Source organism: Romboutsia sp. BSD2780061687b_171204_C1 (assembly GCF_015560225.1).
Classification (GTDB): domain Bacteria; phylum Bacillota; class Clostridia; order Peptostreptococcales; family Peptostreptococcaceae; genus Romboutsia_C; species Romboutsia_C hominis.
Genome location: NZ_JADMRK010000001.1, coordinates 214,945 through 233,709, shown reverse-complemented (window position 1 = coordinate 233,709; position 18,765 = coordinate 214,945). Strand labels below are relative to the sequence as shown.

The following is an 18,765-nucleotide window of genomic DNA, read 5'->3' as shown; positions in this document are numbered from 1 at the left end:
TATCCTCCTATCTTTTTAACCCATTTATTACTACGTCTAGTAAAGAATCTATAGTAGATATAACTTTTGCACTGGCATTATATGCATGCTGAAATTGGACAAGATTTACCATTTCTTCATCTAATAATACTCCAGATACATTAGCTCTAGAATTTTCTATTTCATTTATTATTTTATTTTGATTCTTTTCATTTCTTATAACTTCCTGCGCCTCATTACCTAGCTTTTGAACTATATTATTATAAAATTTATCTATGGTAATTTCTGGTTCATTACCAATTTTCATTTTTTTATCTTTAAATCTAAATATTTCACCTGCAACTTTAGATGAAACTGATAATTTATTTGAGTCTGTTAGATAATCATCATTAACTTTAAGTGATGGGCTGCCTTTTTTGTCAAATTCAAAAAAATTAATTCCTAAAACATCATTTATACCATTAGAAATGCCTTCTGATAGATCATCTATACTAGATGTATATTCATTAATTTTATCTACCATATCAATAGAACCTTGTATTTCACCTGAGACATCTCCTATTGCTTTTATATCCTCTAATGTAATACTTGTTCCATCATTTATTTTTTTTTCAATTAAATTCTTAACATTATTATCTTCTAGATTAAATTTATAACTTAATTTATCTAACACTTTATCTTTTTCATCTAGTAAGTCATTTGGTGTTTTTCCACTACCTTCGACAATTCTTATATTTTTATTTAATCCTCTTAATTGGTCAACCATATCGTTTATTTCATTTAAATTTTTATTTATTTTATCATTTGCCTGACTTGATAGTTTTTCCAATTTATTTTTAAGATTACTTATATTAGTCGCTAAATATTTTGCATTTTGAACTACGGTGTTCTTTGATCCACTATCATTAGGATTTTTTGAAATTTCATTCCAACTGCTAAAAAAGTTGCTTAGTGATGATGAAATAGAAGTGTCTGATGGTTCATTAAATATAGTCTCCATATTAGTATAATACTCACTTTTTGTACTTACTTTACCATAATTATGAGACTCATTTCTAAATTGAAAATCAAAGAATGTATTTCTAATCCTTATAATATCTGTTGCTTCAACTCCTGTACCTAGTTGACCTGCACCCATACTACTGTTATATCCAGGGTAACTATAAGCACTTCTGGCACTTTGTTGTACTCTTTGTCTAGAGTACCCTGGTGTATTCATGTTATTTATATTATGAGACGTAGTCTGTATAGAAGTTTGACTTACACTCATACCAGACTTTGCTGTCTGTAAACTTCCTAGTAATCCTGACATAATTTTCCTCCAAACAATTACTTCCCTACTTGGCCATAAGCATTATATGTTCCAATACTTTTTCCTGGCTTTATGCAGTTTATCATCTTCTTTGTAAAAAATAATCTCTGCTTTATAAGAGTTTCATTTGCTTTTTTTTGTAATTCTATCATATTTAATATTTCTTTTATTTCTTTATAAGCTTGTTTTATATTTTCATCATTGCAATCTTCTATATAGTGCTTTACACTAGGCTTAGACTCCATTAAATTTCTTCTCTTTATTTCTAATCTAGCTAATTTTTTAGCAGCTTCATCTAATTCCTTAGCTATTTTATCTATCTTAATAAGATCTTTATTAATTATAAATTCATATTGATTATCTAAAAGATCTAGCATATTTTTTAGGACATTTTTTTCTTCAAAGATTACTATTTTCACCTCTGGAATCAATTATGCTCCCCCCTCATTTTTTCTATTATCTTCTTAGCTAATTCATTAGAATCTATTCTATATTGACCAGATTCTATCTTACTTTTTATTTCATTTACTCTATCTATGTTAACTTCTTCCTTAGATGAATTTACTTTATTTAAATACTTTCCCATTTGTGATATTTCAACTGTGTCACCTTTTTTCGTATTCTTTACATAACTAACATCTACTTTATTATTATTATATACTCTTTCTAAATTTCTAAATTTAACCAAATTTATATTCACAATATTCCTCCTTAGTATTTAGATTAATTAGTATTAATCTTCATCTGCACTTTTTATTTTAGCTAGTCTAACAGCTAGTCTATTGTCCATTATTATACTTTCTCCACTAGCTATCATTTTACCATTTACATTTATATCCAAATTCTCTTCTACTTGTTTATCTAGTTCTATTATATCTCCAACTTTATAGTTTATAATTCTCCCTATTTTTTCACTAGCACTTCCCATAGATACAGTTATATCTAATAGTGCTCCAAATATATCCGTAGCACTATTTAATGGAGTTTTCTCACCTTCTTTTAGCTGCTCAAACTCTATTTCATATACGTCTACATTATCTACTTCATTTTTCATGGTTATCCTCCTTACATGTATATATCTACTAAAAGTCCATTTATTTCATCTATTTTTGAAGCTATACTAATATTTTCTTTTTGCTCATAAATAAGTTCTCTAGTTATAGCCTCTAGCTTTTCATTTATAGTCCTTACCGTAGTAAAATAATTTCTATCCCAAAAGCTATTATCTTTATTTAAACTATATACATAGTCTACGGCTGATTTCAAATAATTCTTTATAGCTTTTTTATAATCTATAATATCACTATAATTTTTGGTAACTACCAATTTTTCTCCTATATTTTTAATCTCTTTCATATATACTTCGAGTTCTTCTTTGTTTTTCAGTCTATTTCTTTGATTAAAATTTTCTTCAAAATCTAGCTTTTCTTTTTTACCCTTACTTTCTATATTAATACTTTTATTTAATCCAATATTCCTTACCTTCATTTTGAAACCTCAATTTTTGTAATTTATATTATCTTGCTTTTGTAATAATACGGATATCCTTATTTTTTCTTAAGTTTTATATAACAATATATATTATATATCCTCTTGATTCAATATTTTTACCAAACTTTCATGCTCCATTGGTTTATGGAAATAGTACCCTTGAATAAAATCACACTCCATATCTTTGAGTAGTTTATATTCAAAATATTCTTCTACTCCTTCTGCTACTACTAAAGTATTGGTTGTATGTATCATATCTATCAAATTTTTTATGAATAAAGGATTATCACTTAAATACTTAACCAAAGACTTATCTATTTTTATTTCATCAACATTATAATTTTTTATATAATCAATAGAATTATATCCTTTTCCAAAATCATCTATGGAAACTTTTATGTCCATGTCTTTCATTTCACCTAGAATTTTTTGTATATTATCTATATTCTCTATATCATCGCTTTCTGTGATTTCGATTGTTAATAAATCTCTTCTAAAATTAGTTTCTTCTAGTGCTTCTTTAATATCTTTTATGAAATCTTTATGTTCTAATTGATAAGGAGAAGTATTCACAGAAAGATGTATTTCTTTACCCAAATTTGTATTTACATAATTTATATCTTCACAAGCTTTTCTCATAACCCATTTCCATAAGGTATTTATATATCCTGAACTTTCTGCAAATTGTATGATTTTATTTGGTTCAATATATCCGTGTTCTTTGCTAAACCATCTTATTAATGCTTCGACTCCATTTATTTTCTTTGTTTTTATATCTATTTTTGGTTGATAATAAAGTGTAATTTCTTCATTTAAGATAGCACTCTCTATAGTGTCTATATTTATGCGTAAATCATGCCTTTCATTATATATTTCAAACTTATTTACACCCTTTTTTATAGAATTTGACATAGATATTGATAATTTAGAAATCGCATCTTTTGTATCAAAATCACCATTTTTATAAATAACAGATGATATATTTGTAGAAATTTTTACAGTTTCAATTCCTATATTTACATTGGAGATCTTATTAATCATCTCTTCAATTATATTTTTAACGTAATTTATATCTGTTTGTTCTATATATACCCCAAAAGTAGATCCAGATAGTCGACATACTATACTACTTGTTTTCATATTCATTAAAATTTTAGCTATTAATTTTAATGCTTCATCCCCATATTTTATGCCAATATTTGAATTTAAAAATTTAATTGACATAACCTTAATGTTTATAAGAGTTCCATTTACCTTTTTTTCTATATAATTAAAAAAATAATTTCTATTATAAGCTTTAGTTAAATGATCATGCTTATTTAAGGAAATTCTCTCCCTACGTCTACATTTATTTAATAAAGTTTTATCTAATTTCAATATCTTTCTGCTTGTTTTCATTTTTATCTCCCAATTAATTTAACATTTAATTTATTAATCAAATCCCTAAATTATATTCGATTAACTATAACTTAATTTATATAGACTTTTGATAGATATTTATAAATTATAAATAAAAAGACTGTTTAAAAACTAACTTTGAACCTTCAATTTTTATATTTCATATATGTTTTAATTTTTTATGCTCTGTAATATTTCATAACTTTAGGTACATAATTTTGGGTTTCTTTTGGCATCTTATAAATATCATTTACAGATCTAACTCCTCTTTTTACCATTCTTGTTGGTCCTCCATTATATGCCATAAGACCCATTTCGATATTTCCATGGTATTTATCTATATATTCTTTTAAATGTCTTGTCCCAGCATCTATATTTTCTTTTATATCAAATGGATTTTTAACACCTAAATCCTTTATATTACAAGGCATAAGTTGCATAAGCCCTTTTGCTCCAGCCGATGATACACAGTTTGGATTAAAATCAGATTCTACTTTTATTACAGCTTTTATTAAATTTTCATCTATACCATATTTGCTCGAAGCAATTTTTACTGCACTTTCTATTTCACTTTTAGTATCTTTATCACTTGCTGTTACACTTACTTTTTTTAAATTTTGAGAACTATTAATGGTTTCTAAACCTAAATTTCTCTCTTTAACTATGCTATTCTCTTGTTGCTTTTTTCTTACTGCATCACTTAAATTACTTACTAAATTATAATTTTCTTCATCTAACAAAGTTAATACTAAATTTAGCATTAACTCATCAAAGGAACTATTTTTTTCGCAGCAACACCCACACTTATTTTGAGTATTAATACTACTATTAGCTATATTGCTAAATAAATTTATACCATTAACCATAATGCCTCCCTGTATTTTTTTATTTTTAATAATACGGTATTTTTTATCAATTCTTTATATATTAATTATCTGTATAAAAATTAAAGAGTTAGATTTTATAAATCTAACTCTTACTAATTTAAATTTTAATTTTTTCTTATATCATCTTTTCCAACAGGAAATATTATTCTTATTTCTGTTCCTTCTTGCTGTTTTGATACTATATTTATCCCTAAACCTAACTTATCACAAAGTTTTTTGCATAGATAAAGTCCTATACCAGTTGACTTTCCAAATATTCTTCCATTTTCACCTGTAAATCCTTTTTCAAAAACTCTATCTATATCCTTTTCATTTATCCCTACTCCATTGTCTTTTATACTTAATATTATATTATTTTTATTTTTTACTGCGTTTATTGATACTTTTCCTTCACTTTCTTTTGAATACTTTATAGCATTATTTATAATTTGATTTAATATAAATTCAACCCATTTTTCATCACTGTATACATTAAAATTAATTTCTTTTATATCTATCCCTATTCTTTTATTTATAAAATCACTTGCATTTTTCCTTATTACGCACCTAATTATTCTTTCAAGATTAAATTTTTTTATTATATAGTCTTTACTAACATCATTACTTCTTGAGTAATATAGAACTTGATCTATATAATTTTCTATTTTTTTTACTTCATACTTCATACTATTTGGTATATTGTCTTCATGATTTTCCATTATAAGCATTAACGATGCTATAGGTGTTTTTATTTCATGTACCCATGTTTCTATGTATTCTTTATACTCACTTTGCATATTTTTAAAATACTTAACATGTTCTTGCATATTGCGATTGCTTGATTTTAAAATATTATATACCAATTTACCCTCTATAAATTCTGGCTCACTTATTACTTCAGATATTAAATATTTCTTATCTAAGTTTTCACTTATACTTACAAGTTCATCATAATATTTTTTATGCTTTATCATCTCCATTAATATATATATACTAATTGGTGTAAACCATATTAAAAACACCATAGTTATAATGCTTATATTAACTTTAACAAATAACATTATACTTGCTGTGATTAAAAATAGTACTATATTCACTATAAAAAATAATGTCCTCTGCTTTAAATATTCATATACACTCATTTTGCTCTCCTAACATATTGTTATTTATTATTTTGTCCTATCTTTTATATTATATATCAACTTAAGCCTCTTAATATATTTTAATAAGTAAGTTATCTAATCATATAAATTAATAAATTTAAATCAATACATAAAAATAGCATCTTTTTAATTAAAAAAGATGCTATTTCTTTAAGTTTTAATTTGGAGTTTTATATTAATTATCTTATATAGCTAATTTAAGGTATCCACTTGGATGGAAGTAGTATATATTTGATGTATTCTTATCAACAAAAAATCCTAAATCAGTATCATAATCTGGGAAGAATACATATCCACTTAAACCTTTTTCTTTTAACGCATTAAAGTTATTTTCATCACCTTCGTAAGTATAGTTTACACCTTGATTATACATTTGTATTAATTCTTTAGCTTGTTCTTTGTTTAATACTTCTATAACTTCAACTTTACTTTCTTCTTTTATATCTGATTGTACTTTATCATTTGAAACTACTTTGTTTTCTTCTTGAACTTTATTGTCCTCAATTTTATTATCTTCAACTTTTTTATCTTCAGATACTTGTGGTTTTTCTACTACTTGATTATTTTCAGTAGTTTTAGTTTCTTCTTTAGTTACTACATTTTCTTTGTTATCTATTTTACTTTGTTTTTTATCTATGTAATCATTTTGATTGTTTAATTTATTATTTGTAACTATTTCTTGTTTTTCAACTTTTTTTACTTCCTTTTGTAAATTATCTTTATTTTCTTGCTTTGTTACTTCTTCTTTAGCATTGTTATTTATATTTTCAACTACTTCTGTAGCAGGTTTTTTATTAGAATTTTGTGCAAATATTATGTTGTTTATTGGACTCATAAATAACATTCCTCCACATAATACTGATAATGCTGTTATAGCTCTTTTCATTTAGATCACATCCTTTTCCTTTATATAAATTTATGTAAATTTTTGTTTTATTTCTTTCTATGTATTTATATTACCATAGTAAAATAATATATAACAGTTACACCGCTGTTACTTTAGATTACAAATTCGTAATTAAAGTTACAGCGGTGTAACCTTTGTTAAAACATGTTTTTAAATAATTAAAAAGGGTATGCAAATTTGCATACCCTTTATATATTATAATTTTAATGAAGCACCTTCCCAGTCTTTTATAAAGCTCTCTATTCCTTTATCTGTTAAAGGATGTTTAGTCATTTGCTTTATAACTTTAAGTGGAACTGTTGCTATATCTGCTCCTAATCTTGCAGCTTGTGATACGTGTATTGGATTTCTAACACTTGCAACTATTATTTGTGTATCTATATCATTTTGTGCAAATATATCCACTACTTCTTCTATTAATTCAAGTCCATTTTGACCTATGTCATCAAGTCTTCCAACGAATGGGCTTACATATGTAGCTCCTGCTCTAGCTGCTAAAAGAGCTTGAACAGAACTAAATATTAAAGTTACATTAGTTTTTATCCCTTTTTGAGATAATATTTTAGTAGCTTTTAGTCCTTCTTCTGTCATAGGTAATTTTATTACTATATTTTTATGTATTTTAGATAGTTTATCAGCTTCTTCTACCATTCCTTTTGCATCTAAGCTTATAACCTCTGCACTTATAGGCCCGTCTACTATTTCTGTTATTTCTTTTACTACTTCTATAAAGTCTCTTCCTTCTTTAGCTATTAATGATGGGTTTGTTGTAACACCACATATTACACCTAAATCATTTGCTTCTCTTATTTCTTCTACATTGGCTGTATCTACGAAAAATTTCATATTAGCCCTCCTAAAACTTATTTATATATTTATATTATTTTTTGTTTATATATTATAGTTAATATTATTTACTAGTCATAATTAAATATTCTAATAAGTAATATCATTTATATAATATACCATATTATACATATTTTTTCACGTTAATTAATTATTTAACTTCTTATATTTTATTATATAAATCTAAAAATCCTACATATTATATATTCTCTAATTGTAAGTAATAAAAAAGTATAGGACAAATAACATATTAAATACTTTATCCTATACTTTTATATTATAATCTAAATTAAATTTCTATTTTATTTTAAATATTATATTATCTAAATTTTATAACTCCATTTTCTATAGAATCAAGTATTGCTAATGATTCAAGTCTTATACCTTTACTTAATAAAAGTTCTCTTCCTTCTTGGAATCCTTTTTCTATAGCTATACCAACTCCTACTAAATTAGCTCCTGCTTGATCTACTAAATCTTTAAGACCAATTGCTGCTCTCCCATTTGCTAAAAAATCATCTAGAACTAGTATATTTTCACCTTCATTTAAATATCTTTTAGATACTTTTACACTATATTCTTTTCCTTTTGTAAATGAATATACTTTTGTTTCATATACTTCTTTATCTAAGTTCTTAGATTCTACTTTTTTAGCAAAAACCACAGGCACATTTCCAAAATGTTGTGATGCTATTGAAGCTATTGCTATTCCTGAAGCTTCTATTGTTAATATTTTATCTATTTTTTCATCTTTAAATCTATTTTTAAACTCTTTTCCCATTTCATTTAAAAAAGCTATATCTAATTGATGATTTAAAAAGTTATCAACTTTTAATATATCATTTCCTTCTATTCTTCCATCTTTTAATATTTTCTCTTGTAGTAATTCCATATTTATCCTCCAAACATTATGTTTAACTCTGATCTAATAAAAAACTCCTCTCTATTTATAGACAGGAGTTAATAATCTAGTTAAATATATAGAAATAGTCATTATGTAAATATTAAAATTACTAACAATGATTATATTACTAAATAAAACTATACTTTATATTAAGCTCCTGTAGTCAAGCTATTTACGGTAGCTATGTAGAAACATTTGAACCATATCTTCAAAAATATACAGGTAGTTTTTTATGTATCTATTTATTTATATAATTATATTATATATATTTACTTTATTCAATATAGTTTTATTTAAATTAAACACTTTCACTAGCATCTAAGCTATATTCTAATTTTAATAATATAAATATTTTTACTTCTCCTTTTCTTTCAAAAGTATTGTAATCTTTTAATAATTATCCATTAACTTCTTTATATAAGGGTCTTAGCTCAATTTATTTAAAAGTCACCACTTTTCTCCAATTTTGATTTAGAACTTGAGTTATAGTACCTTCTTCATATCTAGTTAATGTGTTTGTAGTTTTTATTTTATATGTTAATTCTATATTGCCTACTTTTTCATTAAATATTAATATAAACTATAAAATTATATTAATTAAAACTATAGGTCCTGTACAACCCATACCACTTTCTGCATATATATCATTTTCCCATAAATCTATGATTGCATCATCTAAATCCATAATATCTATTCCACTTATTTGTTCTGTAACTATTTCTTTTTTAGGCATTTTAACTTCTTGTTTTACTTTTATTTCTTTTTTTGTAGATTTAGATATTATATCATTTAATTTAGCTTTTTTAGTATTTCAAATTCATTTTTAGTTAATTCACTTATACTTCCTTTTACTATATCATAATCATACTTTATTGCATTTTTTACTACTGGAGCTCCTGATGCTCTAGATAATATAAGCATTTTTCAACTTGTCTAGCACCATCAACATTAAGTATACCTACCTTTGGATTTCTTATCCCTATGCTTTTTGCAGTAGCTATACCACATATTGCATTTCTAACCATAGACTCTATTCTATTAGTTGCACTAGTTCCTGTTGTTGCAAGTATCATTTCTTTTCCTTTGCCTGGTGTTATAACTCTGCCTACTGTGGATACACCTATAGGAAAGTTATAATGCATTGTAACACAAGCATCTATATATCCGCTATCTAATAACTCTTCCATTTTTTTATAAATTTCTTTTTCACAACTTACTTCTACAACTTCAAAGTCAGTATCTACTTTTTTACCTATTAAAACTATATCAAATAAGCTAGACTTGGCTAAATTAGCTCCATTTACTAAATTATCTTTTCCATGTTCACTTCCTAATGTAGTCAGTCCTATTCTTATTTTTTTACCAAATTCTCCACTTTCTATTGCATCAGCTATCTCTAGAAGAGTTTGCCCTATTATCTTTTTAGCTATAATATTACTTCCTATTCTTCTATCATATCTAATGCTAATTTTCTTAGGGACTCTGCTATTACCTTTTTAGCTTTTTCTTTAGATACTCCATTATTTTCTTCACTTATTCCTATATTTCTCTAAGCGCATCAACACCATATACATACGTATCATGAAGCAATCCTTGAGTTTGAAGCATATAAACATATGCTACTTTTGGAAGGTGTGGATACTCTTTTATTGATTCTAAAAGTGGCTTAGTTTCATAAACCTTAACTTCATCAGGAGTTAAATTTCTAGCAGTTTCCCCTAAATATGCTGCAGCTTTAAATCCTATCATTCTTACTGCTTTTTCATGGTCATGTTGTTTTAATCCATCTACTGGTTCTGCTATAACAACTATATTGTTAAGATTAGAGAAAGGGCAATATTTTGCCCCAGGTCCTGTCATATCGATAATACCTTCTTGTAATCCTACTATTTTACCAGTAGTAACAACAGTACACCCATAAATTGCATGAGTTTTTCCACTTCCAACAATTCAATCTTAGATATTATTCCTGGGAATATTCCTCCATTACCTTCTACTTTAACTCTTGGCTCTATAACATCTTTTACTGGTACTATTCTTACACTTTCACCTGGATGAGCTAGTTCTATATCTATAGACTTTATATGCTCGTACCCACCAATTTCTTTAAGCATCTCTTCCTTATTGATGTATAATGTAGCATCTTTAACTTTAGTTACTTCCCAAACTGAATATCTCTTATAAAAATTTTACCTAACTCAAGGCGCATGCTTGCACCCCCTAATTATTTAAGTTTTAAAAAACTAAAATTTATATTTCTCAACTAACTCAATATATAACCTTTAATATTTATTAAACTAGTTGTAAGTAACTACTTTATATAAATATTAAAGGTATTTCTTTATCATTTCTTCTATATTAATCTTAGTTGCATCATATTTTGTAACCTCATCTATTTTTTGACCATCTTTGTATATAGCTATTGTTGGAAGTCCTAATATTTTTTCTTTTATAGCCAATCTTCTAGCTTCTGTTGTATCTAGTTTACAGAATTTAAAATTTTCCTTATATTTATTAGCAAGTTCTTCAACCTCTGGAAGCAATGCTTTACACGGTTCACACCCTTCACTCCAAAAATCTACAACAACTATACCTTCATGTTTTAAAACTTCTTCTTCAAAGGTGTTTTTATCTAAAATTATCATTCAAATTCCTCCTTTATAATTAAATAGTTGATTTTTCTAAATTCCATTCTTTACTTTCTATATATTTTTCAGCACTTATTGTAGCTATAGCTCCATCATTAGTAGCTGTTACTACCTGTCTTAAGGCTTTAACTCTGCAATCTCCTGCTGCAAATACCCCTTCTATATTAGTCTTCATATCTTCATCTGTTATTATATAGCCATTTTGGTCTGTATATATTTTATCTCTAAATATCTCTGTTTCTGGTTTTAGTCCTATGAATACAAATACCCCCATTGTTCCATCTTCTTCATCTGCTTCATATTCACTTAATTCACCTGTTAGAATATTTTCAAATACAACTTTTTTTAATATTCCATCACCGCATAATTCTTTCACAGTCGTATTGTGTACAAATTCTATATTAGGATTGTTTTGTGCTTTTTCTGCTATTGATTTGGCACAAGTTAGCTTTTCATTTTTATTAACTATTGTTACCTTTCTAGCAAATTTTGTTAAAAAAATCCCTTCTTCAACTGCGCTATTTCCTCCACCTATTGCAAATACTTCTAAATCTGTGAAAAAATCTCCATCACACGTTGCGCAATATGATACTCCCTTACCTGTTAGCTCTTTTTCTCCTTTAACACCAAGCTTTCTAGGTGTAGACCCAGTAGCAATTACTACAGCCTTTCCTCTATATTCGCCTTTTTCACCTTTTAATACTTTTATATCAGATTCTAAATCTACATCTATTATATTATCTTTTTTCATTTCTGCCCCAAAACTTTTGCATTGTTCCACCATTCTTGCTATTAACTTAGGTCCACTAGCATTTTCTACTGAACCTGGATAGTTAGCAACATCATGAGTTGTTACTATTTGTCCTCCAGTTTTTCCTTTTTCAAGTATAAGAGTTTTTAACTTTGCTCTTGCACCATAAAGTCCTGCCGAAAGCCCTGCAGGCCCTGAGCCTATTATTATTAAATCATATATATTTCCCATAAATTTCTCCTTTATATTTATTTTTTTAACATTTTTATAAAAAAATATTTTATTATTTTGTCACATACAAATATTATTTTTAATTTCTATAATATATATTGAATTCTTTCTAATGTATTACTTAAGATATCTAAGTCTATAACTCTAAAGTCATCTATTACATTATATGTCCAATTAGGTGTTTGTTTATTATTTTGAAATTTATTAGAAATGTATATTGCTTCTTCAATTAATAGTACTGAATTTGTATCTAACTTGTTTGATTTTTTTAATATTATACTTCTGTATGGAGTTTCATTTGGCTTTATACTGGAATACAGATAAAAGTTCGTAACCTTTGTGAATTAGATTTCTACTTTCTTTTAAAATTTCTAGATATATGTCATTTATATATTTTACATTTTTGTGCTTTATTTTGTTTTTGACAATAGTATTATTGGTTATTATTATTATAAAAATCCTCTCCTTTTTAAGTCTATTTAATAAAAAACAGAGAAAACAAATCCCATTTGTTTTCTCTGTTAATATAATCTTCAGAGTTCCATCTGAATATAGTATTTTTACCTGAGAATTTCATTTGATTAAATTAGGATTTAATCAAACTTGTACCTTCGGTCACTTCTTTTTAGAAGTAATCTCCTATATCCTTCAACCGGAATGTTTAATTTTTTTATACTTTCTAAGTTAAGAAAAGAAACTTTCAATTTAAATTCCAATATATTTTTCTATAAATATTGCTACATATTTCTACCGTATATATATTATAAAGCTTTATCATCTATACTATCTAAATAATTTTTAATAACATCTATAATACTTTCTACACATCCATCTTCAAATGGAGATTTTAAATCACCTATCTTTACTATTTCTAAGAATGACTTTGTTCCTCCAACTCTACATATGTCTAGATAATTTTCCCATCCATTGATTCTGTCCACCCTCATTTTTTTCCAAAACTGTAATGCACATATCTGAGCTAATGTATAATCTATATAATAAAATGGATTTTTAAATATATGTCCTTGCTTAAACCACCAAGTTCCTTTTTCTAAAAAATCATTATCTTCAAATATTCTATGTGGTAAATATTTTTTCTCTAGTTCTCTCCAAATATTTTTTCTTTCTTCTTTAGTCATATTAGGCTGTTCATATATATAGTGCTGGAATTCATCTACTACTATTCCATATGGTATAAACTTAATAGCTGATGATAGATGAGTAAATTTATATTTCTCTGTATCTTCTTTAAAGAATAATTCCATCCAAGGCCAAGTTATAAATTCCATACTCATAGAGTGTATTTCACAACTTTCATAAGTTGGGAAGTTTATTTCTGGCATATCAATCCAAGTTGACATATAAAGCTGAAAAGCATGACCTGCTTCATGAGTTAATACATCTATATCATCTAATGTTTGATTAAAGTTCGAGAATATAAATGGAGATTTATAATCTGGTATATATGTACAGTATCCACCTGCTGCTTTACCTTTTTTAGTTACTAAGTCCATAAGTTCATTTTCTAGCATGAAATTAAAGAATTCTTTAGTTTCATTTGATAGCTCAGAATACATTTTTCTTCCATTTTCTATTATGTATTCGTCACTTCCCTTAGGTGTTGCATTCCCACTTAAAAACTCAAGGTTTTCATCTACATATGTAAGTCTATCTACACCTATCCTTTTAGATTGTCTTTCGTAAAGACTATTTGCTACAGGTACAATATAATCTAAAACTTGTTTTCTAAAGTTTTTTACCATGTCTTTGTTGTAATCAGTTCTCATCATTCTTATATATCCTAATTCTACAAAGTTGTCAAAACCAAGTTTTATAGCCATATTATTTCTTACTTTAACTAATTTATCAAATACTTCATCAAATTCATTTTCTTTTTCTTCAAAGTAATTGTAATATGCCTTAGATGCCTTTATCCTCATATCTCTATCTTCACTTGACATAAATTTTAAAAGTCCAGATAGGTTTCTTTCTTCTCCTTCAAAATGAATTTTAGCAGATGCTAATAGTTTTGTATATTTAGAACAAAGCTTATTTTCCTCTTGAAGGTCTTTTATTATTTCGCTACTAAAAGACTTTAAATTAAAGCTTGCTATATTTATAAACTGTCTTCCAAAATCTTTTTGAATATCTTCTTTAAATTTTGAGTTTACTACTGATTTATAAAAAAGTGAATTAAGTTCTTCATATAATGGAGAATATTCGTCCCAATACACTTTTTCCCTTTCATAAAACTCATCTTCAACATTTATACTATGTCTTATAGAACATAATGTACTCATAGTTTCTATATTATTTCTAATGCTATTTAGTTTATCAATATTTTGTCTTTGCTCTTTGTAAGTTTTTGAATTTTCTATATTATTTATTATTTCTATTATTTGATTTTTACTTTTTTCATAATTTGGTCTTTCATATTCAAAATCTGAAAACTTCATTGAAATATCTCCTTTATTTATATTTATTTTTAATATTTATATTATAGCATACACTCTTTTTTAATTTTCTCTATATAAATTCTGCATATATTGATATAATTATAACTATCTTTATGTAAATATCATAGGAGGATTATATGTATAAATTAATAGCACTAGATATTGATGGCACTTTATTAAATACCGAAAAAAAAATAACTAAGGAGGTTTTTGACTCTATCCAAGAAGCTAAACAAAATGGGAATAAAGTAGTTTTATCTACTGGTAGACCACTACCTGGTGTAACTCCACTACTTGAAGAACTTAATTTAACTGATGAAGGGGACTATGTTATATGCTTTAACGGAGCTGTTGTTCAAGAAGTTAAAACTAAAAAAGTTATATCTAATATAGAAATGAATTATGATGATTTTAAATCTATATATGAACTTTCTAAAAAACTTAATACTTATCTTCATATAAGTACACCACTTGATGTTGTAACACCTAACAAAAAACCTAGTAAATACACTGTTTTAGAATCTGATTTAAATAAAATACCTTTAGTTTATAAACCAGAAGAAGAAATAGATGAAACTATGACATTTTGTAAGGTTATGATTGTTGACGAACCTGAAAAATTAGAAGAAATAATAAAAAATGTACCTCAAGAATTTTTTGATAAATACACAGTTGTTAGATCTGCTCCATTTTTCCTAGAGTTTTTAAATAAAAAAGCTAATAAAGGAAATGCGCTTAAAGCTTTATGTAAAAATATAGATTTATCTATAGATAAAGCTATAGCTGTAGGTGATGAAGAAAATGACAAGCATATGATAGAGTATGCAGGGCTTGGTGTAGCAATGGGTAATGCTCGCGATAGCATAAAGAATATTGCAAACTATATAACTAAAACTAATAATGAACATGGAGTTGCACATGTTATCAATAAATTTTTACTAAATAAATAAGTATTAATATTAATCATGTAATATAATTCTTTCTTTGTGGATATAAGTCGCTTTATGTAAACTAACTTATATCCATTCTTTATATATTCATATGCGTTTAAGTTCTTGTATTACATTATTTTTTATTATTAAATGTTATATCTTTGAGTTTAAATTCTCTTTATTTTGTTATCTTCCTAGACAATGTAGCTGTCCAAATACCAACCATAGTAACACCTAAAAGCATTTCTATTGCAGATAATAAAGTACTAAAAAATCCTACTGGAGTTATATCTCCATATCCAACTGTTGTAAAAGTTACTATACTAAAATACAATGAATTAATGAAGTCTTTATTTATAGAAGATACATCTATATTTCCCATTAATGCACCTTTATAATTTATAAATTCTCCACCTATATTAAGACCTGTTATCATGTATAATATAGCAAATACCAATACAATTTCTAAAGATGTTATAAGCGCATATGTTGGACGTTCTCCATAACCACAAAGTGCCCAGTATATTATGGACTTTAACTTAGCTATTCCTTTTAAACCATCTTTCTCTATTAATTTAGCTATATAATAATATTCTCCACCTATGTTTAATAATCTATTAGCTTCAAATTTTGTTGATATATCCTTATATACCTTGTATATATCTATACACTCATTCTTATCTTTTTTCTTTAAGTCAACTTTATCTATAAATGTATGCTCGTCAAATTTACTTAAATAATAATCTTCAAAAGATATATCTAAATGCTTTGGACGTAATATTTTAATAGCACTTAAATCACTGTCACAAATTATAACCTCTTTCATTATGCATTTATTAAATATAGAACCATTTAGATTACTTTCCTTTATATATACATTTTTTAAACTCATGCTTTCAAATTTTGTTTTTTCTATATTACTATTAGTAAATCTAACATCTCTAAACTTACATTCATCTTTAAATATATTTATATCATCTTTTTCATTATAGAATTTACAATCTTTAAATATTACATTTTCAAAATCACATTTAAAAAACACATTTCCTATAAATATACAACTTATAAATTCTATATTTTCAAACCTACATTCTTCAAATTCACAATACAATACTCTTAAGTTTTTTAACTTTTTTTCATTTCTTTCTTTACTAGAAAATTTACCAATACTTTTTTTGTGTATTCTTAAATTATATAGCTTTTCTTCATCATATATATTATATAAATCACTATAATCTTTATTTTGAGTTTCTATTGTATATATTTGTTCTTTTTCTATTTTAAAATTTAACTTATTTATATATTTCATTTCTTTCTTCATTTTTTCAAGTTCGTTGTATGAATCTTCTCTTACTTTCTCAAAATTATAAGTTCTCATTTCATCACCCTAGTTTTAATTAATATAACATAATTACTTTATTTTTTTATAAAACCCTTTATTTATAGAATATATATCACTATTTTTTAATATATCTTATAAAGAGTGTTTATCAATGAATTCTAAGTTTCACTATATATTGTTTATTAAAGTATATAAATTATTGGAGGTTACATATGAATAAAAGTGTTGAGAAACTTAAAGAAGTATTACCAAAGAAATGTTGTTCTTATTGTACTCATCTTTCTCTATATGGTCCTGATGAAAATTACAAATATAATATAAAATGTATATTGCTAGATTCACTACCTAACCTATATAATGATTGTGATTATTTTGAATGTGAATATTCTAATCTAACTAGCTTTGACTTAGATAATCTGTATAGTGAATATTTAGAGGCATGCCTTAAAGTTAAGTATAAGGAATACTTAAATAGCATACATTGGCAAATATTTAAAGATTATGCGCTTAGAGAAAATGATTATACTTGTTCTATTTGTGGACAAGAACACAACTTAGATGTGTATCATATTAATAAAAATTTAGGCAGAGAGACTCTAGAGGATGTTGCAGTTTTATGTGACAATTGCCTAGAATAAATATATACCTTAAATGGATTAAATCTTTAATTTTTTCACATACTAAATTAGATAAAATTCTAGGAGGTATATTAATTATGAATGGAAATTTAGTATGTTTAGCATCTACATGTTTTTATAATAAATGCAGTAGTTGTTATGCTAACGGTATAAATATCTCAGGTTCTATAGCATCAAATACAAATGGTACCCACTGTCTAACTTTTGAAGATAGAAAAAATGCAACTTTGACTAACTCAACTAGTAATGAAGACTATGCTAAAACTCACAATATAGCTTGCCAGGCCAAAGAATGCAAACATAATGACGAAGGCTCTTGTGTTGCATTAAATGTTCAAATAAACAACGAAAATCAAAGTTGTGAAACATTTTGTCCTAGATAATAGCTATAAATAGATTAACTATAATTATTAAGTTGTAATATATAAGTTATATTTTCTTTTATTTTTCACATACTAACCTAGAAGATAATTTTAGGAGGAATGTAATTATGAATGAAAATTTAAATTGTTCTGCAACTAACTGTGTGTATAATAATAGCAAAAAATGCTATGCTGGAGGCATAAATGTTGCTGGTAGTAGAGCAGATTCTACATCTCAAACTACTTGTTCAACTTTTGTCGAGGGTTCTTTTGGATCTTTTACAAATAGTACTAATGATGAATATATAACACCTGAAAATATAATATGTCAGGCTGAGAAGTGTAAATATAATGTTAGTAAAGCATGCAAAGCTGAAAAGGTTCATATAAACTCACAGGATGCAAGTTGCGAAACTTTCATATCTAAATAATTATATTTTAATATTTACTTAATCTAAAAATCACTGGATAAGTATCCAGTGATTTTTTCTATAGTTTCAGTAAAAACGCATTAATATGTATTAAAATTAAAATTTACT

General features: G+C 25.8%; 20 protein-coding genes, 2 pseudogenes and 2 riboswitches. Of the genes and pseudogenes, 4 read left to right on the top strand and 18 right to left on the bottom strand.

Annotation, left to right across the window (positions count from 1 at the left end):
• Positions 1 to 7: 7 nt before the first annotated feature.
• From flgK to I2H23_RS01130, 17 genes and pseudogenes are all read right to left on the bottom strand, one after another.
• Positions 8 to 1,291 (bottom strand): flagellar hook-associated protein FlgK, encoded by a 1,284-nt coding sequence (gene flgK, locus I2H23_RS01210; RefSeq protein ID WP_195580887.1) that lies wholly within the window; start codon positions 1,289 to 1,291, stop codon positions 8 to 10.
• A 17-nt stretch (positions 1,292 to 1,308) separates the two neighbouring features.
• Positions 1,309 to 1,722, bottom strand: coding sequence for a flagellar protein FlgN (locus tag I2H23_RS01205; RefSeq protein WP_195580886.1), 414 nt, complete (start codon positions 1,720 to 1,722; stop codon positions 1,309 to 1,311).
• Positions 1,719 to 1,991: a flagellar biosynthesis anti-sigma factor FlgM gene (flgM, locus tag I2H23_RS15405; RefSeq protein WP_092926926.1), complete on the bottom strand. Its 273-nt coding sequence runs from the start codon at positions 1,989 to 1,991 to the stop codon at positions 1,719 to 1,721. The genes I2H23_RS01205 and flgM overlap by 4 nt, the downstream gene beginning before the upstream one ends.
• Before the next feature lie 33 nt (positions 1,992 to 2,024).
• Complete coding sequence (locus I2H23_RS01195; protein WP_092926928.1) at positions 2,025 to 2,345, bottom strand: FliM/FliN family flagellar motor switch protein; 321 nt, start codon at positions 2,343 to 2,345, stop codon at positions 2,025 to 2,027.
• 11 nt (positions 2,346 to 2,356) lie between these two features.
• Positions 2,357 to 2,779, bottom strand: a complete 423-nt coding sequence (locus I2H23_RS01190; protein WP_092926930.1) for a YaaR family protein — start codon at positions 2,777 to 2,779, stop codon at positions 2,357 to 2,359.
• A gap of 93 nt (positions 2,780 to 2,872) precedes the next feature.
• Positions 2,873 to 4,180 (bottom strand): GGDEF domain-containing phosphodiesterase, encoded by a 1,308-nt coding sequence (locus I2H23_RS01185; RefSeq protein ID WP_166504980.1) that lies wholly within the window; start codon positions 4,178 to 4,180, stop codon positions 2,873 to 2,875.
• Positions 4,181 to 4,359: 179 nt separating this feature from the next.
• A complete protein-coding gene (locus I2H23_RS01180) occupies positions 4,360 to 5,046 on the bottom strand; it encodes a lytic transglycosylase domain-containing protein (protein ID WP_092926934.1) in 687 nt (228 codons plus the stop codon).
• A 125-nt stretch (positions 5,047 to 5,171) separates the two neighbouring features.
• Positions 5,172 to 6,188 (bottom strand): sensor histidine kinase, encoded by a 1,017-nt coding sequence (locus I2H23_RS01175; protein ID WP_195580885.1) that lies wholly within the window; start codon positions 6,186 to 6,188, stop codon positions 5,172 to 5,174.
• A gap of 205 nt (positions 6,189 to 6,393) precedes the next feature.
• Entirely contained in the window at positions 6,394 to 7,095 is a 702-nt protein-coding gene (locus I2H23_RS01170) for a hypothetical protein (RefSeq protein WP_092926938.1), read from the bottom strand.
• Positions 7,096 to 7,311: 216 nt separating this feature from the next.
• On the bottom strand, positions 7,312 to 7,962 hold the full coding sequence (gene fsa, locus I2H23_RS01165; protein ID WP_092926940.1) for a fructose-6-phosphate aldolase: 651 nt from the start codon (positions 7,960 to 7,962) through the stop codon (positions 7,312 to 7,314).
• A 319-nt stretch (positions 7,963 to 8,281) separates the two neighbouring features.
• Positions 8,282 to 8,854, bottom strand: a complete 573-nt coding sequence (locus tag I2H23_RS01160) for a xanthine phosphoribosyltransferase (RefSeq protein ID WP_092926942.1) — start codon at positions 8,852 to 8,854, stop codon at positions 8,282 to 8,284.
• A 152-nt stretch (positions 8,855 to 9,006) separates the two neighbouring features.
• Positions 9,007 to 9,108, bottom strand: a riboswitch (purine riboswitch).
• Positions 9,109 to 9,446: 338 nt separating this feature from the next.
• A pseudogene (locus I2H23_RS15635) lies at positions 9,447 to 10,296 on the bottom strand (glycine/sarcosine/betaine reductase complex component C subunit alpha).
• Positions 10,297 to 10,420: 124 nt separating this feature from the next.
• Positions 10,421 to 11,075 (bottom strand): annotated as a pseudogene (locus I2H23_RS01150) (glycine/sarcosine/betaine reductase component B subunit); the annotation flags it as partial.
• 118 nt (positions 11,076 to 11,193) lie between these two features.
• On the bottom strand, positions 11,194 to 11,511 hold the full coding sequence (trxA, locus tag I2H23_RS01145; RefSeq protein WP_092926943.1) for a thioredoxin TrxA: 318 nt from the start codon (positions 11,509 to 11,511) through the stop codon (positions 11,194 to 11,196).
• Positions 11,512 to 11,530: 19 nt separating this feature from the next.
• A complete protein-coding gene (trxB, locus tag I2H23_RS01140; RefSeq protein ID WP_195580884.1) occupies positions 11,531 to 12,496 on the bottom strand; it encodes a thioredoxin-disulfide reductase in 966 nt (321 codons plus the stop codon).
• A gap of 86 nt (positions 12,497 to 12,582) precedes the next feature.
• Positions 12,583 to 12,771: a GrdX family protein gene (locus tag I2H23_RS15630; protein WP_242871363.1), complete on the bottom strand. Its 189-nt coding sequence runs from the start codon at positions 12,769 to 12,771 to the stop codon at positions 12,583 to 12,585.
• A gap of 267 nt (positions 12,772 to 13,038) precedes the next feature.
• A riboswitch (glycine riboswitch) is annotated at positions 13,039 to 13,148 on the bottom strand.
• Between the two features lie 109 nt (positions 13,149 to 13,257).
• The gene (locus I2H23_RS01130; RefSeq protein ID WP_092926947.1) at positions 13,258 to 14,952 is read right to left on the bottom strand and encodes a M3 family oligoendopeptidase; all 1,695 of its coding nucleotides are present in this window, start codon (positions 14,950 to 14,952) and stop codon (positions 13,258 to 13,260) included.
• Between the two features lie 137 nt (positions 14,953 to 15,089).
• Here I2H23_RS01130 and yidA point away from each other — a divergent pair, with 137 nt between their 5' ends.
• A complete protein-coding gene (yidA, locus tag I2H23_RS01125; RefSeq protein WP_092926949.1) occupies positions 15,090 to 15,902 on the top strand; it encodes a sugar-phosphatase in 813 nt (270 codons plus the stop codon).
• Positions 15,903 to 16,062: 160 nt separating this feature from the next.
• On the opposite strand, the gene I2H23_RS01120 is transcribed toward yidA, so the two are convergent.
• The gene (locus I2H23_RS01120; protein WP_092926951.1) at positions 16,063 to 17,262 is read right to left on the bottom strand and encodes an ion channel; all 1,200 of its coding nucleotides are present in this window, start codon (positions 17,260 to 17,262) and stop codon (positions 16,063 to 16,065) included.
• A 176-nt stretch (positions 17,263 to 17,438) separates the two neighbouring features.
• On the opposite strand from I2H23_RS01120, the gene I2H23_RS01115 reads away from it, so the two are divergent.
• The 3 genes from I2H23_RS01115 (at position 17,439) to I2H23_RS01105 (ending at position 18,657) form a co-directional block, all read left to right on the top strand.
• Positions 17,439 to 17,864, top strand: coding sequence for a hypothetical protein (locus I2H23_RS01115; protein ID WP_092926953.1), 426 nt, complete (start codon positions 17,439 to 17,441; stop codon positions 17,862 to 17,864).
• Positions 17,865 to 17,941: 77 nt separating this feature from the next.
• Positions 17,942 to 18,247 carry a DUF1540 domain-containing protein gene (locus tag I2H23_RS01110; protein ID WP_195580883.1) on the top strand — a complete coding sequence of 102 codons (306 nt, stop codon included), beginning with the start codon at positions 17,942 to 17,944 and terminating at the stop codon, positions 18,245 to 18,247.
• 107 nt (positions 18,248 to 18,354) lie between these two features.
• A complete protein-coding gene (locus tag I2H23_RS01105; protein WP_207741678.1) occupies positions 18,355 to 18,657 on the top strand; it encodes a DUF1540 domain-containing protein in 303 nt (100 codons plus the stop codon).
• Positions 18,658 to 18,765: the final 108 nt, after the last annotated feature.

Bases quoted from the DNA above. Each gene is read 5' to 3' on its own strand.
- flgK (WP_195580887.1), bottom strand. From the start codon at position 1,291: ATGTCAGGATTACTAGGAAGTTTACAGACAGCAAAGTCTGGTATGAGT.
- I2H23_RS01195 (WP_092926928.1), bottom strand. From the start codon at position 2,345: ATGAAAAATGAAGTAGATAATGTAGACGTATATGAAATAGAGTTTGAG.
- I2H23_RS01190 (WP_092926930.1), bottom strand. From the start codon at position 2,779: ATGAAGGTAAGGAATATTGGATTAAATAAAAGTATTAATATAGAAAGT.
- I2H23_RS01185 (WP_166504980.1), bottom strand. From the start codon at position 4,180: ATGAAAACAAGCAGAAAGATATTGAAATTAGATAAAACTTTATTAAAT.
- I2H23_RS01180 (WP_092926934.1), bottom strand. From the start codon at position 5,046: ATGGTTAATGGTATAAATTTATTTAGCAATATAGCTAATAGTAGTATT.
- I2H23_RS01175 (WP_195580885.1), bottom strand. From the start codon at position 6,188: ATGAGTGTATATGAATATTTAAAGCAGAGGACATTATTTTTTATAGTG.
- I2H23_RS01170 (WP_092926938.1), bottom strand. From the start codon at position 7,095: ATGAAAAGAGCTATAACAGCATTATCAGTATTATGTGGAGGAATGTTA.
- fsa (WP_092926940.1), bottom strand. From the start codon at position 7,962: ATGAAATTTTTCGTAGATACAGCCAATGTAGAAGAAATAAGAGAAGCA.
- I2H23_RS01160 (WP_092926942.1), bottom strand. From the start codon at position 8,854: ATGGAATTACTACAAGAGAAAATATTAAAAGATGGAAGAATAGAAGGA.
- trxA (WP_092926943.1), bottom strand. From the start codon at position 11,511: ATGATAATTTTAGATAAAAACACCTTTGAAGAAGAAGTTTTAAAACAT.
- trxB (WP_195580884.1), bottom strand. From the start codon at position 12,496: ATGGGAAATATATATGATTTAATAATAATAGGCTCAGGGCCTGCAGGG.
- I2H23_RS01130 (WP_092926947.1), bottom strand. From the start codon at position 14,952: ATGAAGTTTTCAGATTTTGAATATGAAAGACCAAATTATGAAAAAAGT.
- yidA (WP_092926949.1), top strand. From the start codon at position 15,090: ATGTATAAATTAATAGCACTAGATATTGATGGCACTTTATTAAATACC.
- I2H23_RS01120 (WP_092926951.1), bottom strand. From the start codon at position 17,262: ATGAGAACTTATAATTTTGAGAAAGTAAGAGAAGATTCATACAACGAA.
- I2H23_RS01115 (WP_092926953.1), top strand. From the start codon at position 17,439: ATGAATAAAAGTGTTGAGAAACTTAAAGAAGTATTACCAAAGAAATGT.
- I2H23_RS01110 (WP_195580883.1), top strand. From the start codon at position 17,942: ATGAATGGAAATTTAGTATGTTTAGCATCTACATGTTTTTATAATAAA.
- I2H23_RS01105 (WP_207741678.1), top strand. From the start codon at position 18,355: ATGAATGAAAATTTAAATTGTTCTGCAACTAACTGTGTGTATAATAAT.